General features: G+C 46.6%; 19 protein-coding genes. 7 read left to right on the top strand and 12 right to left on the bottom strand.

Annotated elements, in window-relative coordinates:
* Nucleotides 1-9: 9 nt before the first annotated feature.
* The 5 genes from BLT32_RS10775 to BLT32_RS10755 all read left to right on the top strand — a co-directional run bounded on the left by BLT32_RS10775 (nt 10) and on the right by BLT32_RS10755 (nt 4704).
* Nucleotides 10-447 carry a hypothetical protein gene (locus BLT32_RS10775; protein WP_053954260.1) on the top strand — a complete coding sequence of 146 codons (438 nt, stop codon included), beginning with the start codon at nt 10-12 and terminating at the stop codon, nt 445-447.
* An 11-nt stretch (nt 448-458) separates the two neighbouring features.
* Complete coding sequence (locus tag BLT32_RS10770; RefSeq protein ID WP_053954261.1) at nt 459-2600, top strand: prolyl oligopeptidase family serine peptidase; 2142 nt, start codon at nt 459-461, stop codon at nt 2598-2600.
* A 12-nt stretch (nt 2601-2612) separates the two neighbouring features.
* A complete protein-coding gene (locus tag BLT32_RS10765; RefSeq protein WP_053954262.1) occupies nt 2613-2894 on the top strand; it encodes a PepSY domain-containing protein in 282 nt (93 codons plus the stop codon).
* Between the two features lie 4 nt (nt 2895-2898).
* Complete coding sequence (locus BLT32_RS10760; RefSeq protein ID WP_074668977.1) at nt 2899-3420, top strand: cytochrome b/b6 domain-containing protein; 522 nt, start codon at nt 2899-2901, stop codon at nt 3418-3420.
* 84 nt (nt 3421-3504) lie between these two features.
* Nucleotides 3505-4704 (top strand): EAL and HDOD domain-containing protein, encoded by a 1200-nt coding sequence (locus BLT32_RS10755; protein WP_053954263.1) that lies wholly within the window; start codon nt 3505-3507, stop codon nt 4702-4704.
* Here BLT32_RS10755 and BLT32_RS10750 read toward each other — a convergent pair.
* The 7 genes from BLT32_RS10750 to sufB are packed head-to-tail and all read right to left on the bottom strand — an operon-like array spanning nt 4701 to nt 10714.
* Nucleotides 4701-5114, bottom strand: a complete 414-nt coding sequence (locus tag BLT32_RS10750; RefSeq protein WP_053954264.1) for a SufE family protein — start codon at nt 5112-5114, stop codon at nt 4701-4703. The two genes, BLT32_RS10755 and BLT32_RS10750, sit on opposite strands and share 4 nt — an antisense overlap.
* A 20-nt stretch (nt 5115-5134) precedes the next feature.
* Complete coding sequence (sufT, locus tag BLT32_RS10745; RefSeq protein WP_053954265.1) at nt 5135-5668, bottom strand: putative Fe-S cluster assembly protein SufT; 534 nt, start codon at nt 5666-5668, stop codon at nt 5135-5137.
* Between the two features lie 20 nt (nt 5669-5688).
* Nucleotides 5689-6045 (bottom strand): HesB/IscA family protein, encoded by a 357-nt coding sequence (locus BLT32_RS10740; protein WP_053954266.1) that lies wholly within the window; start codon nt 6043-6045, stop codon nt 5689-5691.
* Nucleotides 6046-6060: 15 nt separating this feature from the next.
* Nucleotides 6061-7278 carry an aminotransferase class V-fold PLP-dependent enzyme gene (locus BLT32_RS10735; RefSeq protein WP_053954267.1) on the bottom strand — a complete coding sequence of 406 codons (1218 nt, stop codon included), beginning with the start codon at nt 7276-7278 and terminating at the stop codon, nt 6061-6063.
* A complete protein-coding gene (sufD, locus tag BLT32_RS10730; protein WP_053954268.1) occupies nt 7275-8525 on the bottom strand; it encodes a Fe-S cluster assembly protein SufD in 1251 nt (416 codons plus the stop codon). Before sufD ends, BLT32_RS10735 begins: the two co-directional genes overlap by 4 nt.
* Complete coding sequence (gene sufC / locus BLT32_RS10725) at nt 8522-9274, bottom strand: Fe-S cluster assembly ATPase SufC (protein WP_053954269.1); 753 nt, start codon at nt 9272-9274, stop codon at nt 8522-8524. The genes sufD and sufC overlap by 4 nt, the downstream gene beginning before the upstream one ends.
* Nucleotides 9275-9277: 3 nt before the next feature.
* The gene (gene sufB, locus BLT32_RS10720) at nt 9278-10714 is read right to left on the bottom strand and encodes a Fe-S cluster assembly protein SufB (protein WP_053954270.1); all 1437 of its coding nucleotides are present in this window, start codon (nt 10712-10714) and stop codon (nt 9278-9280) included.
* A 375-nt stretch (nt 10715-11089) separates the two neighbouring features.
* Between sufB and BLT32_RS10715 the strand changes: the two genes are divergently transcribed.
* Entirely contained in the window at nt 11090-11737 is a 648-nt protein-coding gene (locus BLT32_RS10715) for a helix-turn-helix transcriptional regulator (RefSeq protein WP_053954271.1), read from the top strand.
* A 10-nt stretch (nt 11738-11747) separates the two neighbouring features.
* Here the strand turns inward: BLT32_RS10715 and BLT32_RS10710 are convergent, their stop codons facing one another.
* The 5 genes from BLT32_RS10710 to BLT32_RS10690 all read right to left on the bottom strand — a co-directional run bounded on the left by BLT32_RS10710 (nt 11748) and on the right by BLT32_RS10690 (nt 15279).
* A complete protein-coding gene (locus BLT32_RS10710; RefSeq protein ID WP_053954272.1) occupies nt 11748-12509 on the bottom strand; it encodes a CsgG/HfaB family protein in 762 nt (253 codons plus the stop codon).
* A gap of 12 nt (nt 12510-12521) precedes the next feature.
* Nucleotides 12522-12908, bottom strand: coding sequence for a curli assembly protein CsgF (locus BLT32_RS10705; protein ID WP_053954299.1), 387 nt, complete (start codon nt 12906-12908; stop codon nt 12522-12524).
* Between the two features lie 13 nt (nt 12909-12921).
* Complete coding sequence (locus tag BLT32_RS10700) at nt 12922-13224, bottom strand: curli production assembly/transport protein CsgE (RefSeq protein WP_235444004.1); 303 nt, start codon at nt 13222-13224, stop codon at nt 12922-12924.
* A gap of 134 nt (nt 13225-13358) precedes the next feature.
* Nucleotides 13359-14846 (bottom strand): hypothetical protein, encoded by a 1488-nt coding sequence (locus tag BLT32_RS10695; protein WP_053954274.1) that lies wholly within the window; start codon nt 14844-14846, stop codon nt 13359-13361.
* A gap of 22 nt (nt 14847-14868) precedes the next feature.
* Nucleotides 14869-15279: a curlin subunit CsgB gene (locus BLT32_RS10690; RefSeq protein WP_053954275.1), complete on the bottom strand. Its 411-nt coding sequence runs from the start codon at nt 15277-15279 to the stop codon at nt 14869-14871.
* A 313-nt stretch (nt 15280-15592) separates the two neighbouring features.
* Here BLT32_RS10690 and BLT32_RS10685 point away from each other — a divergent pair, with 313 nt between their 5' ends.
* On the top strand, nt 15593-18124 hold the full coding sequence (locus BLT32_RS10685) for a S8 family serine peptidase (RefSeq protein ID WP_053954276.1): 2532 nt from the start codon (nt 15593-15595) through the stop codon (nt 18122-18124).
* Nucleotides 18125-18161 lie beyond the last annotated feature (37 nt).

Here is an 18161-nt window from a genome sequence, read left to right as displayed (position 1 = left end):
GAAATACTCATGAAAAACTTACTTGTTGCTAGTGCTTTGTTTGCCGCTGCGTTACTGTCGTTCTCAGCGGAAGCCAGAGATGATGTGGTTACTTTGGAAATTAAGCCAGCAGTAGAGACTGCCAAGGCAAAAGAAGCTCTACATGATGTGCCTTTCTATTTTGCGGGGCAATCGCACCCGGAAGTGGCTCAATCCATGGGCGTTATTAGCACAAGCCGTAAGACGAACGCTTTTGGTAAGTCAGACCGAGAAGCCTGTGAATGGGTGTTGTTGTCGGCACTAAAAGTATTACAGGAAAACGCTCGTGAAAATGGTTACGACGCAGTGATTAACATTAAGTCGAACTACAACCATAATGAGTTTGCGAGTGCCGAAGAGTTTCAATGTGGCGCAGGTTTCTTAATGGCCGGCGTTGCGCTAAAAGGTGAAGTCGTTAAGTTCAAATAAGGATAACAACAATGAAATACTTACTAGGAGCGGTTGCCGTAAGTTTGCTGACAGCCTGCTCACAGTCACCAAGCAATGATGAAGAAGTGAATAATCAGATGCAGTATCCGGAAACGCGTAAAGGCGATGTCGTAGACACCTACTTTGACACTGAAGTAGCAGACCCGTATCGCTGGTTAGAAGACGACCGTAGCGAAGAAACGGAAGCTTGGGTAAAAGCGCAAAATGAAGTGACTTTTAGCCATTTGGAGAAAATTCCATTCCGCGAAAAAATTGAAGAGCGCTTAACGGAATTGTGGAATTATGAAAAAGTCAGCGCGCCTCGTTTTGAGGGTGACTACATCTATTTCTACAAGAACGATGGTTTGCAAAACCAGTATGTTGTTTATCGTAAGAAAAGTGAAGACGCCGAAGCGGAAGTCTTTTTAGACCCGAACAAGTTCAGTGAAGATGGCACAACGTCGCTGGCTCAGCTAACGTTCAGTGAAGACGGCTCTATTGCGGCTTATTCTATTTCTGAAGGCGGCAGTGACTGGCGTAAAATTATTGTGATTGACGCAGAAACTGGCGACCAGCATGAAGAACCGTTAGTGGACGTGAAGTTCAGCGGTATTTCGTGGAAGGGCAACGAAGGTTTCTACTACTCAAGCTATGACAAACCGGAAGGCAGTGAGCTGTCAGCAAAAACAGACCAGCACAAGCTGTATTACCATGAGATTGGTACGCCTCAGTCTGAAGACGACCTAATTTTCGGTGGTACGGAAGCTGAGAAGCACCGCTATGTTGGTGGTTATGTCACTGAAGACGATCGTTTCCTGGTGGTTTCGGCCGCTAATTCGACATCTGGTAACAAGCTGTACATTAAAGATTTGACTCAGCCGGACTCTGAACTGGTCTTGGTTGACGGTAACATGGACTACGATACTTCAGTACTGACAAGTCAGGACGGTACCTTGTATCTAGAGACCAATATGGATGCGCCTAACGGTCGTGTTGTTACCGTGGATGCGAGCAACCCAACACCTGAAAACTGGCAGGACTTTATTGCACACAGCGAGCATGTGCTGAATCCATCAACCGGTGCGGGTTATATCTTTGCAGAGTATATGGTTGATGCGGTATCCAAAGTCGAGCAATACGACTACGACGGTAAGAAAGTGCGTGACATCGCATTGCCGGGAGTAGGTAGTGCGAGTGGCTTTAGTGAAAAGAAAGACGCTGAAAAAGTGTATTACAGCTTCACGAACTACAGCACGCCAAGCACCATATACGAGATGAACCCTGAAACGGGAGAGTCGACCGTGTACGAAGAATCGGGCGCAGACTTTGACCCTAACCAGTATGTGAGTAAGCAGGTGTTCTATACGTCTAAAGACGGCACTGAAGTGCCTATGATCATCACTCATAAAAAAGGTGTTGAGCTAAACGGTACGAACCCAACTATTCTATACGGCTACGGTGGCTTCAATATTAGTCTGACACCAAGTTTCAGCATTGCTAATGCAGCTTGGCTGGAAATGGGCGGTGTTTATGCGGTTGCCAACTTACGTGGTGGTGGTGAGTACGGTAAAGAGTGGCATAAAGCTGGCACTAAGATGCAAAAGCAAAATGTGTTCGATGACTTTATTGCGGCAGCGGAATATCTGATAGAAGCAGACTATACTTCGTCTGAGCGCCTGGCAGTTCGTGGTGGCTCAAACGGTGGCTTGCTGGTTGGTGCGGTAATGACACAGCGCCCTGAGCTGTTTGCGGTTGCGTTACCAGCGGTGGGAGTTTTGGACATGCTTCGCTATCACACCTTCACTGCGGGTGCAGGCTGGGCGTATGACTATGGTACAGCAGAAGACAGTAAAGAAATGTTTGAATACTTGCTGAACTACTCGCCAGTGCATAACGTAGAACAAGGTGTTGAGTATCCGGCAACGCTGGTTACTACGGGTGATCATGATGACCGGGTGGTGCCTGCCCATTCCTTTAAGTTCGCAGCAGAGCTTCAGGATAAAGCCGGGGGCGATAACCCGCAGTTAATTCGCATTGAAACCAATGCGGGCCACGGTGCAGGAACACCAGTTTCAAAAACGATTGAGCAGTATTCGGATATTTTCGGCTTTACGCTCTATCACATGGGCTTCGAGTCACTTCCTAACGAATGATAGGAGACTAATATGAACGTATTAAAATTAACCGCGATGGCAGGTGCGGCGGCATTGTTAGCCGCTTGCAGTGCCGAAGAAACGGAAACACAGTGCACAACGGCGCCACAATCAGAGTGGATGGATCAAGAACAGTTCCAGGCTGGTTTAAAAGAGCAGGGCTATGACATTAATGAGTTTAAAGTCACTCCCGGCAACTGCTACGAGATTTACGGCAAAAACCAGGCAGGCGAGAAGGTAGAAATTTACTTCAATCCTGTTGATGGCAGCGTTGTAAAAGAAGAGAAAGAGTAAGTTAATGAGTAAGCCAGTGGTGATTTGGGATAAGTTTATCCGCATTTACCACTGGCTTATTGTTATTGGCTTTACGCTAAATTATTTTGTACTAGAGCCAGGTGAAGCGGTCCATCAGTGGATTGGTTATAGTGTTTGGGCTTTAGTATTTGCTCGTGTTGTCTGGAGCTTCGTTGGGCCTCAGCGAGCAAGGTTGAGTGATTTTTTTCCGACCTCTAGACGAATATCTGAACATCTGCGTGAACTTAAAAATCGCAAGATTCCTAAAGAATCCGGGCATAACGCTGTTGGCGGTATGTTGATACTGCTGTTTTGGTTATTGCTTTTAGCGCAGGGCATTACCGGTTTTCTGCTCGAAGAAACAGACACCTTCTTTGGCAGTACGCTTGTCGAAAATATTCATGAATACATTGCCCATAGTTTATTTATAGGCGCTCTTATTCATGTTGCCGCAGTGCTTTTGACAGGTTGGTGGGGTCGCATTGAGCTTATAAAGCCCATGATTACAGGGCGTCGTAAATCTTAAATTTATAACAACCGTTCATCTTTTCTTTTATTAAAAACTACCGTAGAATCCTGCTTATAATCAGTGTTTAAAAAGTAGACAGGTTTGGAATCATCCCCTTTATTGGCGGCCCAGCCAATATACGACAGAAAAAACCGTTTTTACGCGGTAGAACTGTTGTACCGAAGCGCCATTCATTTATCCGCCGAAACCGTGGGCGATACCGCTGCTACCAGTGAGGTGGTGTTTAACCTTTGCGCGGGCATCACTGAGCAAACCACTCAGTACGATGCAACGGCTTTTATTAATGTTTCCAGCGACTTTCTGCTGTCTCAAAGCTTCCTGCCTATAGAGCCTGATAAGGTCGTTATTGAGCTTTTAGAAACCATAAAGCCAACGCGAGCTGTTGTGAATGCGGTAGCACGCTGGCATGAGAAGGGCTTTCGCTTTGCACTCGATGACTTCGAGTTTGACCCTGCCTGGGAGCCGTTACTAAAGTACGCGTCTTACATAAAGGTGGATGTGTCTACCGTCACTATTGACCAGGTTCGAGCCTTTAAACAGGAAACCACTACCTTCAAAGGCAAGTGGTTAGCAGAGCGAGTGGAAGACGAGGCGACCAAAAACGCATACGAAGAACTGGGTTTTGACTTGTTTCAGGGCTACTACTTCGCTAAGCCGGAAGTCATCTATGGTACTCGCCTAGAGCCGTCTTCCCTGCAGCTCGCAAAAGTGCTGTCTTTATGCTTTGAAAAAGAGCCGGATTTGACTGAGTTGTCGCGAGTGATATCAGAAGATCCTAAGTTGTCTGTCAGCCTTCTTAAAATTGTAAATAGCCCTTTGTATCCAACGGCGAGCCCAATTACCCGGGTCAAAGATGTGATTATGCGACTGGGTATTGAGAAACTGCGCCGCTGGATAGCGCTCATAGGCTCTGTAGCGGCTAGTAGTCAGGAAGCATCACGCATGGTGCTGGTGAGGGCACAAATGTGCTACGAACTGGCGAAAGGGCAGAGAAATAAAGACTTAGATCCTGATCAATGCTATTTCGTGGGGTTGCTATCAGGTATTGATATCATGTTGGGGGTGGATAAAAAGGCGTTTTTTGAAAAGTTGCCTCTGTCACCTGAAACACAAGCAGCAGTGAATAATTTAAAAGGGCCTATGGGTCAGTGTTTGAGTATTGCGTTGAAACTGGAACGCCTGATTCAAATGAAGCAGCGACTGGAAACTATCCAGCCGCGTCTGTTATCAACCTACCGCTCTGTATCCAATAACGTACAAGAGTTATTTAATACCATTTAAGCGCTGGCGTTTTTGGCCAACTGCTGGATTTTTCCAACAATAGCTCTTAATCCATTCCCACGTGTTGGTGTAATGTGGTTTTCTAGGTCAAGCTGGTTAAAGTACTGGTCAATATCAAACGCCAAAATCTGTTCAGCCGTTTTGTCATGGTAAGCCGCCATAACCAATGTTAGTAGCCCCTGCACAATGACCGCATCACTGTCGACGTGAAACAGCAACTTCCCGTCTTTCTCTTCACTAATCAGCCAAACATTACTCTGACAGCCGCGTACCAGATACTCTTCTTTATGCTGCTCTTCCGGCAAGCCTGGTAGTGCCTTGCCAAGATCAATAATGTATTGGTAGCGCTGTTCCCAGTCGTCCAGGAATTCTAAATCATCAAGAATTTCGTCAGTTGTTGGTAAGTTCATGGCTAATTCGGTATTCCTGTTTAGAAAAACACACCAGCTTCAAGCTGCGCTTCTTCGCTCATCATATCGCGCGACCAAGGAGGATCGAACACTAGGTTTACATTGACCTTGTCAACATTCGGCACCAGTGAGACACGATACTCAACGTCACCGACCAGTACTGGTCCCATGCCGCAACCCGGCGCGGTGAGAGTCATATCAATATTAACCCGCGAACTGTCTTGGTCTATATCGACTTTATAAATAAGCCCAAGCGACACTAAGTTAATGGGAATTTCCGGGTCGTAGATGGTTTCCAGTGCATCCCAAACTTGTTGCTCAGAAATTTGACCGTCTTCTGGCGCGGGAAAGTCGAGTTTCTCCGGCTTGCGGCCAATGGCGTCGCCATCGGTGCCGTCAATGCGCAGCATATTACCCTGCCAGGTCACGGTGTAATTACCGCCCAAATCTTGGGTAATATTAACAAATTCCCCTTTGGGAATGATTTTAGGTTCGCCGGATGGCACCTTACGCGCTTTGACTTCGCGTAAGGTATTCACCATTTTCTGTTGCATGCTGTTGTTATCTTTCCCGTTTAGGTAACGCTGAAGCTTTCGCCACAACCACATTCGTTAACAACATTAGGGTTGTTAAACTTAACAATGCCGTTAATACCCTCTTTGACGTAATCGATTTCTGTATTACGCACCAGTTCCAGCGCGTTGGGTGCAATAGCAACCTTAATGTTATCGTTAATTTCCACGACTTCATCACCGTCTTGAATGGCATCAACAGAGTCAAGAACGTAAGCATAACCTGTGCAGCCGCTCTGTTTGGTTGATAAGCGAATCAAATTGCCCGATTCGTTTTTCAGTCGTGACTCAAAATACTTAATGGCACTGTCCGTCATGGAAATAAGTGATGACGAAGGGCTAAAAGTTTCTACAGACATTGTGTCCTCCTGCCGTTAGGCTAGCATCATACGAGCTTTGTTGATGCCCGCAAAGAGCTGATCAACTTCGTCTAATGTATTGTAGATGGTAAATGACGCACGTGCGGTACCCGGCACATTCAGGCGCTTCATCAATGGTTGTGCACAGTGGTCGCCGGTGCGAATCGCAATACCTTGCTTATCTAACAAGAAACCGATATCAGCCGGGTGTGCACCCTCCAGAACAAAACTGAGTACGCCAATTTTATTGGGGGCGTCACCAATAATTCTCAAGCCTTCAGTTTGCTTAGCTAATTCGGTCGCTCGTGCCAGTAACGCTTGTTCGTGAGCGCGTATTTCTTCCGCGTCGTACTGCTGAATCCAGTCAAGTGCTGCGGCCAGGCCAATAACGCCTGCTATGTTCGGCGTGCCTGCTTCTAAACGGTTAGGAAGCTCGCCCCAGGTTGCATCCTGATAGCTAACGGTAGCAATCATTTCGCCGCCAACTAGCCACACTGGCCAGTCATTCAAAACATCGAACCGACCCCAAAGGACGCCAATGCCGGTGGGACCAAATACTTTATGGCCTGAAAATGCGTAAAAATCGCAACCAATATCCTGAACGTCTATTGCACCGTGAGCAACGCCCTGGGCTCCATCAATTAAGACTAAGGCGCCTTTGCTTTTAGCCGCGGCAGTCAGTTCTTTAATTGGGTTTACAGTACCTAGCGCGTTGGATACATGCGGCATGGCAACAAAAGCGGTGTTGTCACTCAATAACTCATGAAACGCATCAACATTAAGTTCGCCATTGTCATAAATGGGCACAACTTTTAGGGTAGCGCCAGAGCGTTTACAAGCCTGTTGCCAAGTGACCAAATCAGCATGGTGCTCCATTTCGGTGACCATGACTTCATCACCGGTTTTCAATCGTTGCGCAACGCCGTTAGCGACTAAGTTAATACCTTCAGTTGTACCGCTGGTCCAAATCACTTCTTCGTTACGGTTCGCATTAATGTATTTTGCAACCGTTTGGCGCGCAGCCTCGTAACGGCGTGTTGCTTCGTCTGACAGGTAATGAGCACCGCGATGCACGTTAGAGTTGCACTGCGTGTAATAGTCCACCAAGGCATTGATAACTGCCTGCGGCTTTTGAGTCGTAGCGGCGTTGTCTAAGTAGACCAACGGGCGACCATTCACTTCGCGTGACAAAATGGGAAACTGCTTGCGAATGTCTGCAACACTTAGGCTCATTGCTGCTCCATCATACGCTCGAAGCGTTGCTTAAGTATTGGCTGAAGCCAGTCTGCTAATGCGCGATTTGGCATTTGGAAAAGCAGCTCCTGTACAAAGCCGAAGTTAAGCATAACCAATGCCTGCTGCTTGTCGATACCGCGAGTCAGCATGTAATAAAGAGCTTCTTCATCAATTTCTGCGACAGTAGCACCGTGAGCACACTGAACATCGTCCGCGTAAATTTCCAGCTCAGGTTTGGTATTAATTTGTGCGCCACGAGTGAGTAACAAGTTACGGTTGTTCAGCTCAGCCAGGGTTTTTTGCGCATGGCGATGTATGTGAATACGACCGTTAAATACCGCTTTTGCCTTGTCGCCAATAATGCCGCGCGCATTTTCTTCGGTGGTACCGTTAGGCTGCGCATGCTCTATGGTGCTGTGTAAGTCGAAATGCTCTTTCGGTGCCAACAAATAAATGTTGTTGAACTTTGCAAAGGCGTGCTCGCCTGCGTGTTCAATATCGACATCCAGACGTGTCAGCTGAGAGCCGTACCCAACTAAGGTGCTGTTAAGCTTAGACTCATTGTGTAAGCGGAAATGGCTACCACCAACGTGAATGGCTTCGCCTTCGTGCAGCGCTAACCGGTAATGTTCTAAAGCTGCTTTGTCGGCAATGTCGTATTCTGCGAAGGCGGTATTCAGGCTATGACCATTACCCACACCGTGCTCAATAATAACGGCTTTGGCGCCTTCACCGACACGAACCAATGAGCGCTGATGCGACTCAACGCCATCGCTGGCAAAGTTAACAATGCGTATTGGCTGCTCAACGTTCGCGTTTGGCGCAATATCAATGACCACACCGTGCTGAGCGAGTACATCGTTCACCAAACCAAATAAATGATGCTGAGGCTTAACTTGCCCAAACACACTTTCCGCTGCATCACTTTTCGCGTCCAGAGAAGCAATTGTGACGCCTTCAGGCAATGTCAGGTTGGCAATGTCACTAACCAGGTGACCGTCAACGAAAACCAAGTCAATGCTGTTTAAGCCCTCAACCTGAGGCGCTTCGGCCGTTGTTGCTTCGCTTGTCGTTGCAAGGTTTAAGTCTGCGACTTTGTGCAAAGACGTGTAGCGCCAAGCTTCTGTGCGACGTCCTGGCCACTCTTTCTGTTTTAGCTCTGCTAACGCTTTTGAGCGCGCAGACGCTAACCAGTCGTCAACATTGCCGGCACGCTCAATTACTTGTGCTAGCCATTGACTCATGCGACTTCTCCTTCCTTAAGCCAAGCGTAGCCTGACTTCTCAACTTCTTTAGCCAACTCAGGGCCGCCACTTTTCACGATTTTGCCGTTTGAAAGAATGTGAACATAGTCCGGCTCAATGTAGTCCAGCAAGCGCTGATAGTGAGTCACAACGATAAAGCTGCGTTTGCCGTCGCGTTGGCTGTTAACGCCTTTCGCAACAACCTGAAGCGCATCAACGTCCAAGCCAGAATCTGACTCATCGAGAATAGCCAGCTTAGGCTCAAGCATAATCATTTGCATGATTTCGTTACGCTTCTTCTCACCGCCGGAGAAGCCTTCGTTAACGCCGCGCTTTAGGAAGTCGAGAGGCAACTCAACCTGCTTACAGGCTTCTTTGGCCTTTTTCAGGAACTCAGCAGAGCTTAGTGCGTCTTCACCGCGAGCTTCACGCATGGCGTTGACTGACTCTTTCATGAACTCCATATTGCTAACGCCTGGAATTTCGACTGGGTACTGAAACGCCAGAAATAGGCCTGCTTGCGCACGCTCTTCCACTTCCATATCCAGCAGGTCTTTGTCCTCAAGGCTAACGCTACCGCTTTCTACCTCATAGCCTTCGCGGCCTGACAGTACGTAGCCCAAAGTACTTTTACCAGCGCCATTGGGGCCCATAATGGCATGCACTTCACCCGGCTTAATGTCTAGGTCAAGGCCTTTAAGAATCGTTGTTTCTTCCACGCGAGCGTGTAAATCTTTAATTGATAGCATGTCTTACCCCACTGAACCTTCAAGACTGATTTCAAGCAACTTACCGGCTTCCACAGCGAACTCCATTGGCAGTTCGCGGAATACTTCCTTACAGAAGCCATTCACAATCATTGAGACTGCTTTTTCAGGGTCGAGGCCTCGTTGCTGACATAAAAAGAGTTGGTCGTCACTCACCTTAGAGGTGGTGGCTTCGTGTTCAACAATCGCGGTTGGATTGCTGCTTTCGATATACGGGAATGTGTGTGCGCCACATTGGTCGCCAATAAGCAGCGAGTCACATTCGGTAAAGTTACGCGCGCCTTCAGCGCCAGGACCCATGCGGACCAAACCACGGTATGCGTTATTACTGCGACCGGCAGAAATACCTTTGGAGATGATGGTCGACTTGGTGTTTTTACCTAAGTGGATCATCTTAGTACCGGTATCGGCCTGCTGTTTACCGCGGGTGAGGGCGACTGAGTAAAATTCACCGACGCTGTTGTCACCTTTAAGAATGCAGCTTGGGTATTTCCAGGTAACCGCTGAGCCTGTCTCAACCTGAGTCCAGGAGATTTTTGCGTTTTTCTCACACAATCCGCGCTTGGTTACAAAGTTATAAATACCACCTTTACCGTCTTCGTCACCCGGGTACCAGTTTTGTACGGTCGAGTATTTAATCTCAGCATCATCTAGTGCGACAAGCTCAACCACTGCTGCGTGCAGTTGGTTTTCGTCACGTTGCGGTGCCGTACAGCCTTCGAGGTAGCTGACGTAACTGCCTTCTTCGGCAATAATCAGTGTGCGCTCGAACTGACCCGTATTCTGCTCGTTTATACGGAAGTAGGTTGATAGTTCCATCGGGCAGCGAACGCCTTTTGGAATATAAACAAACGAGCCGTCGGTAAACACCGCACTGTTTAACGCCGCAAAGAAGTTGTCGCCTTTTGGAACCACGGTTCCAAGGTACTTCTTCACGAGCTCTGGGTATTTGTGAAGAGCTTCGGAAATTGGGCAGAAAATAACGCCGGCTTCCTCTAGCTTCTCGCGGAAGGTGGTCACCACGGAAACCGAGTCGAATACGGCATCAACTGCAACACCTGCTAGCATTTCTTGCTCGTGCAAAGGAATGCCCAGCTTTTCATAAGTGCGTAAAAGCTCAGGATCAACTTCGTCGAGCGACTTGGGTTTATCTTTCATGCTCTTAGGTGCTGAGTAATAAGAAATAGACTGATAATCGACTTTTGGGTAGTCGACATGCGCCCATTCGGGCTCATCCATTTTCAGCCATTTGCGGTAGGCCTGCAGACGCCATTCGGTCATCCACTCCGGTTCCCCCTTTATTTCCGATAAACGGCGAATGACATCCTCGTTTAAACCGGGAGCAAAGGTTTCCGACTCTATTTCAGACACAAACCCAGCATCGTATTTACGTTCTAGAGCCTGATCAATTTGTTCGCTCATGTTTACCACCTTACTTATATGCGAATACTGAGTATTATAAAATACCTGACTAAAACACTCAACTTTATCCGAAGCCTTGTTTTAAGCTGCGCGCATTATACGTTTGTTTGCATAATTTGTCGCCTTAGGTTGGAGCTTTGGGGCTGGTAGGATTTGGCTTTTTTGATAATTCATGTAGACTTTAAATAACAAAATGAGTCGTATAATTCGCATTGCGAACCCTTTAATTTTTAAGGGTTGTAACAAATTGTTACATATTGTTTGCCCGCGCTACCTTCCAAGTGATGCTTTTTTGCTATTATAAAGGGTCATGACTTTCGTATAAAAAATGTAAACAAGAATTGAAAGTCTTTGTAGTCGGTTCTAAGGGGTGTTATGACGCGCTTTTCTCAACTTGCTCTAATTGAACACCAAAAACGGACGCAGAACTTTGCTTTACTTGCAGAGTCACTGGAAATCGAAGTAATTCATCTAAGCCTACATGAGTTACTTAACCAGATTCCAGATAAAGAGATTATGGTTGCGTACTCGTTAAGCTCTGAGCAATTATCACGGACGAGCACAGCGAATGAAGTCGCTGCGCTTGCAAAGGGCTACGCCCTGTTTTTGGTGAATGTGAAGCCGGATTCTGTTAAGCCTTCGCAGGCTCTGAATTTAGGTGCGCGCGGCATTATCTATGAAAATGAACATTTAGACCGGGTGCTAACCGCATTGAAGGTGATTAGCCAGGGCGAACTTTATTACCCGCGATCATTACTGTCAGACAAAATAGAAGAAATGATGTTGCGCCGTCATGCTGATGATGACACGGCTACGTCTTTCTCACAGATAAGCTCTTTAACACCACAAGAGTTAAAAATTATCGAGTTGGTTGGTACCGGCGCCAGAAATAAAGAAATTGGTGAGCAGCTGAATATCAGTGCACATACTGTGAAAACGCACCTGTCTTCGATTTTCCGAAAGACAGGTGCGCGTAACAGAGTCGAGCTTTTGAAGTGGGCGAGTTACGCGTCAACTAATTAACGAGCAGGCACTAGCTATCTGCCCGCCAAAAGCCTCGCTCCTGCCCTTTTTCTATCAATTCTACTAACGCTTTTTCCATCGCTTGTTTCACAGAAAGTTGCACTGGCTCATTCGTGGAGTAGCCACCTTCGAATTCCGCTAAACGGTTTAAAGAAACATAGCGGAATAACCCCGCTCTTAGCTCTTGTGAGAAGACCTTCTTGTTAGCTGATACCGATAGCAGCACCTGGCCCGTGTAAACGTCGACGGCGCGCAAGTACACCGAGACCTGATCTTCACGGTAAAGTTCTGACGCCCCGATGCCAAAGTATTCAGCGCCGATACCACCGGTACTGACGTTAGTGTCATAGCTAATAATGCCACCTTCAAGCAGCAGTCTGGCCTCTCTTAACGGCGGTAAGTCAGAGTCTTTACTGGAGTTGTGAATTTTACGTTCAGTCAGCAGATTTTGAAGGTTTTCACGCTCCATTGGCAGAAACCAACCAGACTCAAGCAGCATCTGTGTCAGCATGGAGGTTGCACCTTGGGTCACCGCTGTTGAGAAGCTTGAGACATTAGCCTGTGGTTTATATTGCCCGGTTTGATCACGAAAAGCGTACACCGAAACAGGAATCCGGCTTTTTGGCACCGGCTGCTTCTGAAGCGTAACCATCATTGAACTCGGTGCGTCGATTTCAGCTGGGGTAATGTTTAAATCGGTTGGCTTTGGCATCATCGCACAACCTGACACTGCCAACGTTAAACATAGTAAAGTAATAATACGAATATTCATGGTTACTCTCTTTTAAATCGCTGGCATGGTAATGACAGTTTGCTCACCGGTCTCGTTATGCGTTATGTAAACCAGAACGCTGCCGTCAGGTTGCCCAATAACTTCTACGGTGTACTCACCGGTGTCATATAACCCTTCGACAATTTCGCCGTCGGCAATACGCCGAGTAAGAGAGTTGATAATGTTGCGTTCGAGGGCGTCGCGGAACCTATCAACAAAAGAGCGGCCTTCATCCGGCGCGGTATGAGCATTTTGGCTTTGAGCTTTTTGCAGAAGGAAGCTGCCATTCATAGGGTTACCGCCGAAACTTGGGTTTATTGGCTGATAGACTATCTCTGTTGCACTCACTGATGCCGAAGTGAGTAGTAGAACCAAAGTAACAGTTGAGAGTTTTTTCATAATTAACGCCTTGTTAAAATTCATTATTGTCTGGCGAGTCGAAAACGGAGTCAGCTTTAATGCGAGCGACTTCGTTAATACTAATAAGGATGGCCTGTTCGGCTAATTTTTTAACGTCGTTCTGGCGTCGCCCAAAATAGGTCTCGAACACTTTCTTTTGTTCCATTTCTACCCACAAATAGGTTCCAGCTTGTGGGTAAACGCGCTCGTTGACGACGACGGTAATACCGTTGGTTGACGGAATATCCCGCCAATAACTTGTGTAATAGAAGAAAAAGTCTTTACCAAAACGAGATATCGTTCGGTCTAAAACCATACCACCTAGCTCTATCTCATCGGCATGACTAAATGGCGTTATTAAAATTATTATAAAAAAGAGTTTTTTAATCATAAGAGCCTAAAAAGCGGCTACCTGAAAGTAGCCGCTTTACTATCGAGCCAATACTGAAATTAGTACTGAACGACGGTTGCTACGTTGTAATCGCCTTGCTGATAAACACTCATTGTGTTGCTATCGCTAAGTTGACCACCTGTAACAACGTTATTGTTACCAATTTGTTGAATATCAACATTACCACCATTGCCACCAACAATAAATGAACCTTCATCGCCAGCGATAACGTTGCTGTTACCTTCTTGAGCAAAGGCAATAACATTGTCGCTACCACCGATAATGGTATCAATTAAGTTGATGTCACCGGTTTGCGTAGATTGCAACTCGTTACCTGAAGTGGTTCCCGCATCGTAAGAGTAGGCAAGCAAGGTGTTACTGTCACCGTGTTGACGAGAGTAAAGGTCATTGTCGTCGCCGACGATAACAATCTCTGCGGTATTTACATCACCAATTTGTCGGCTATCAGCTTCGTTACCAGAGCCAATCAGAGCAACACCGTTAAAGTTTTCATCACCGCGGCTAGAGATATAGATATCGTTGAAAGAGCCATAAGACTCTGCAACCGCAATGTTGTTATCGCCGCGCTGATCCATTTCGATGATGTGATCATCACCTTCGGTAGCGAACACGGCGTAGTTGTTATCACCATTTTGGTCAGCGTCAACGGTATTGTAGTTACCGATCATGCCGGTAGCTGCTTCAACAACGTTAGTGTTGCCTTCCTGATTAACAACGATTTCGTTGACATCACCTTGAATTGGCTGGATAAGAAACTCGTTACTTGAGCCGTCTTGATAAACATCAACGAAGTTTTCATTACCCGAAAGACTTTGCGCGATGAAGATGTTAGCTGAACCAAATTGTTGGACATAGACTTCATTCATATCGCCGTTAGCACCAACAACACCGCCAACGTTTCCGTCACCTTCTTGATCCGCAATGAATGTGTTCATGTTGCCAGTTGCAGTGAAGTAACCGGCTTCGTTAGAAGAACCTGACTGATTTGCTTCAAAGTAGTTATCGCTACCTTCGATTTGGAAGTTTGCCCAGTTAAGGTCGCCTGATTGAGCGATAGACGCGCTGTTGTAGTCGCCTGCTAAATCAATGCCTGCAGTATTAGCGCTACCTGACTGTTCGACAATAGCTGTATTGGCATTACCTGTAAGGAATACTTCAGCAACGTTGTAGTCACCTTCCTGAAAGCTTGATAATACGTTCTCGTCACCTTGAATATCTGAATCTAAGGTGTTCCAGAAGCCATACTGTTCGCCTTCCACTAAGTTAAAGTCACCAGTGACATAAGCGTATGCTTCTTGAAGGCTGTCTAGCTGTAACAAGAAAGTGTCGTTTCCTTCACCGTATTGGTCAGCGTAAGCCCAGTTTAAGAAACCACCTTGCTCGATATACATGTTGTTGCCCGATTCAACTGCTTCTGATGAATCTTGGTTTACAACAGCAATGTGTGCTTCTGCCGCCGCATAACCTGAAAACGCTAAGGTTAACGCTAAAGCAACTGCACTTTTTTTAAGGATTGTATTAGACATGATTGTTCTCCGTTGATTGTTCTTATTTGAACTGCGTGATGGACATTTCAGCGGCAGCACCCGTCTGCTGAATGGTTATTGAGTTGCCATCACCAAGTTGTTGAAGCTGAATAACATTGTTAGCACCAACTTGAAGAATGGTCGCTGAATTACTGCGTCCAGACTGCTCTGCAGTGACAGAATTATTGAACCCTTGCTGCTCGACTGTCAGGGTATTTTCCAACCCATACTGAGCGAGATACGCGTAGTTTTGCTCGCCTGCCTGGGCAAGTGAAGTGAGGTTATATGAGCCTAGCTGAGCAATTTCCGCATGGTTTGCAAGGGACTGCCGCTCCAGTAACCCTGCTAAAGCAACAGGAATGTCAGAGGCTGCTCCTGGAAGAGAGACCAACATGACCACTGTTGCTGCTAAAAGTTGTTTAAAAATAGTCAAAGCGGAACACCTTTTGTTAATAATTCCGCTAACAAGAATAGCGATTGCTTTTCACTCAACAATCGTATGAATGGTGTATTTTTAAAATTGTTGTTGAACGTAAATTTTCATTTAATACAGTTAGTTACACTGTTTCTTTGTGTAAGCCCACCTAGATGTCCTAGTCCCTTTGTCGTATTTATCGTTAAAAAACGTAAATCTCTAACTTTTGGCGTAAATTGCTGTGGAAAATATGCTACTTATTTTTTTAGTGACGAGATGAGTAGTACGCACATTTGAATGAAATTCCTACAATAATAATGAGGAAGGAAGAATGACGAATTTGAAAAAATTAGTCGTCGGCGTATCCATGGCGCTCGCAACAGGTGCTGCTGCGGCGAATGGTAAACAGGCGGACGATGATTCATTGCTGGTGGTATTTAAGCACTCAGCGACAAAGGAGCAGCGTCAAGATTTAATAAGCCGCGCAGGTGGTACGTTACGAGCCTTGGATAATCGTGGTCGTGATATTGCGATGCGTAATATCGCAGATGGCCGAATTGCGAAGGTCAATGTTCGTAACGCAAAACAGCGTGATGCTCTTATTAAACGCTTATCGAACCACCCGTTAGTAGATGTTGCTGAACCAAACTACATCATTTCAATTAATGACACGAAAAGCTCTAACTTCAATATCTTAGCAACTCCTGATGACCCAGGTTTTAGTGATATGTGGGCGTTAGAAAATACGGGTCAAAGTGGCGGTACGCCAGGTGTTGATATTGATGCGCGTCCAGCATGGGATATCACGACAGGCGACTCAAACGTAGTTATTGGTGTTATCGATTCAGGTGTTGATTATACGCACCCAGACTTAGCCGGTAATATGTGGGTTAACCCGGGCGAAGTTTGTGACAATGGTCAAGATGATGACGGTAACGGTGTAGTCGATGACTGTTATGGTTACTCTGCGGTTAATGGTAATGGTGACCCAATGGATGAAAATGGCCATGGTACGCACGTTGCAGGTACTATTGGCGCAAGTTCAAACAATGGTGAAGGCGTAGCCGGTGTTAACTGGGACGTTGAAATTGTTGGTTGTCAATTCTTAGACGCTTCTGGATCAGGTAGCACCTCCGCGGCTATTGAATGTATCGATTACATGACCAACCTGAAAGTGAACCACGGTGTTAACTTAGTTGCGACGAATAACTCATGGGGTGGCGGTGCATACTCTGAGTCACTTAAAACCGCTATTGCTGACAGCATCGACCAAGGCATTATGTTTGTGTCTGCGGCAGGTAACGACGGAATTGACTCTGATGTTACGGCAAGCTATCCAGGCGGTTATGACCTGGACGGTATTGTTAACGTAGCGAACACCACACGAACTGACTCAATGGCTGCTTCGTCAACCTATGGGGCTGTTTCCGTGGACTTAGGTGCACCAGGTACTGAAATTCTGTCAACATACTTGGATGGTGGTTACGCGACTGCATCAGGCACGTCTATGGCGAGCCCGCACGTAGCCGGTGTGGCTGGCTTGGTGTGGTCTATTGCCCCACACTTGAGCGTGTCTGAAGTTAAGCAAATTTTGATGGACTCTGGTGAGAGCATTCCTGCATTGGCCGGTAAAACCGTGTCGGGCAACCGCTTAAATGCGTTAAATGCGCTAATTGCAGCGGACCCAGATCCAGCCTACCGGTTAACACTTGCGCCTTCGAATCAAGAAATTGTTGCCGGTGACAGCACAACGCTAACGCTAGATGTTGGCAGCATTGCTGACTGGTCTGGTGCGGTTGACTTAAGTGTTTCTGCTGAACCTCAGCTAGACGTTTCTCTGTCTTCGAACCAAGCGCAAAACGGCGAAACTGTTGACGTACAAGTGACGACAACGGAAGAAACTGCGTGGGGTGAGTACGTTATTACCGTTAGCGGTACCGATGTAGAAACGGGCGAAATGACTCGCGACGTAAGTGCTACTGTATACGTGCTTCCGCAAGGTCTTTCTGACTTTTACTATGAAGATGTACCAAATGCAGATATCCCGGATGATGACAGCAACGGTATCAGCCGTGTTATCAATGTGCCTGAAACCGGTATCGTTTTCGGTGCTGAAGTGAGCGTTGATATCACTCATACATGGCGAGGTGATTTGATTGTTACATTGACTTCACCTGAAGGTACGACCCAAACCTTGCACGACCGCGCTGGTAGTAGTGAAGATGATCTGGTTGCCACTTGGACTGTCGATACCTTTAATGGCGAAGACATGACTGGTGATTGGACTCTGAATGTGTCGGATAATGCGGGTGCTGATACGGGTACTCTTAACAACTGGTCATTAACTCTGACCGCCGTTGAAGAAGACGATGGTTTACCAGATGCGCCAGTAGCAGGTTTTGAGACGAGTGTTGAGGACCTGACTGTCAACTTTACCAACACCTCAAGCGATAATGATGGCGACATCGAAAGCTACTTCTGGGAGTTTGGTGATGGCAGCACTTCAACCGAAGCAAACCCTGTTTATGCATACTCTCAAGAAGGTACTTACGATGTGACGCTAACAGTGACTGACGCTACTGAATTGTCAGACACAGTCACGCAGTCGGTAACCGTTAGTCTGACGGACATCGAGTTGGATGTTTATCGTTCTCGCTTATTGCGTAGTGGCACTGCTTTAGTCGACCTTCGCTGGTCAGGCGCTGCAGGTGACGTCGACTTGTATCGCAACGGTGAGTTTGTTGAGACACTGTCAAATACGGGTCGCGTTCGTGATCGCTTTGATTCAGATGGTAGCGATGTTGTTTACCAACTGTGTGAAGCAGGCACAGAGGCCTGTGACTCGGTCACAGTTAGTTTTTAGTTAACATTGAACTAACAATCTAACTAGTATTATAATA

The organism is Idiomarina zobellii (genome assembly GCF_900100855.1).
Taxonomy (GTDB): Bacteria; Pseudomonadota; Gammaproteobacteria; order Enterobacterales; family Alteromonadaceae; genus Idiomarina; species Idiomarina zobellii.
Note: the sequence above shows the minus strand (reverse complement) of the source record. Positions and strands in the feature narration are given on the sequence as shown.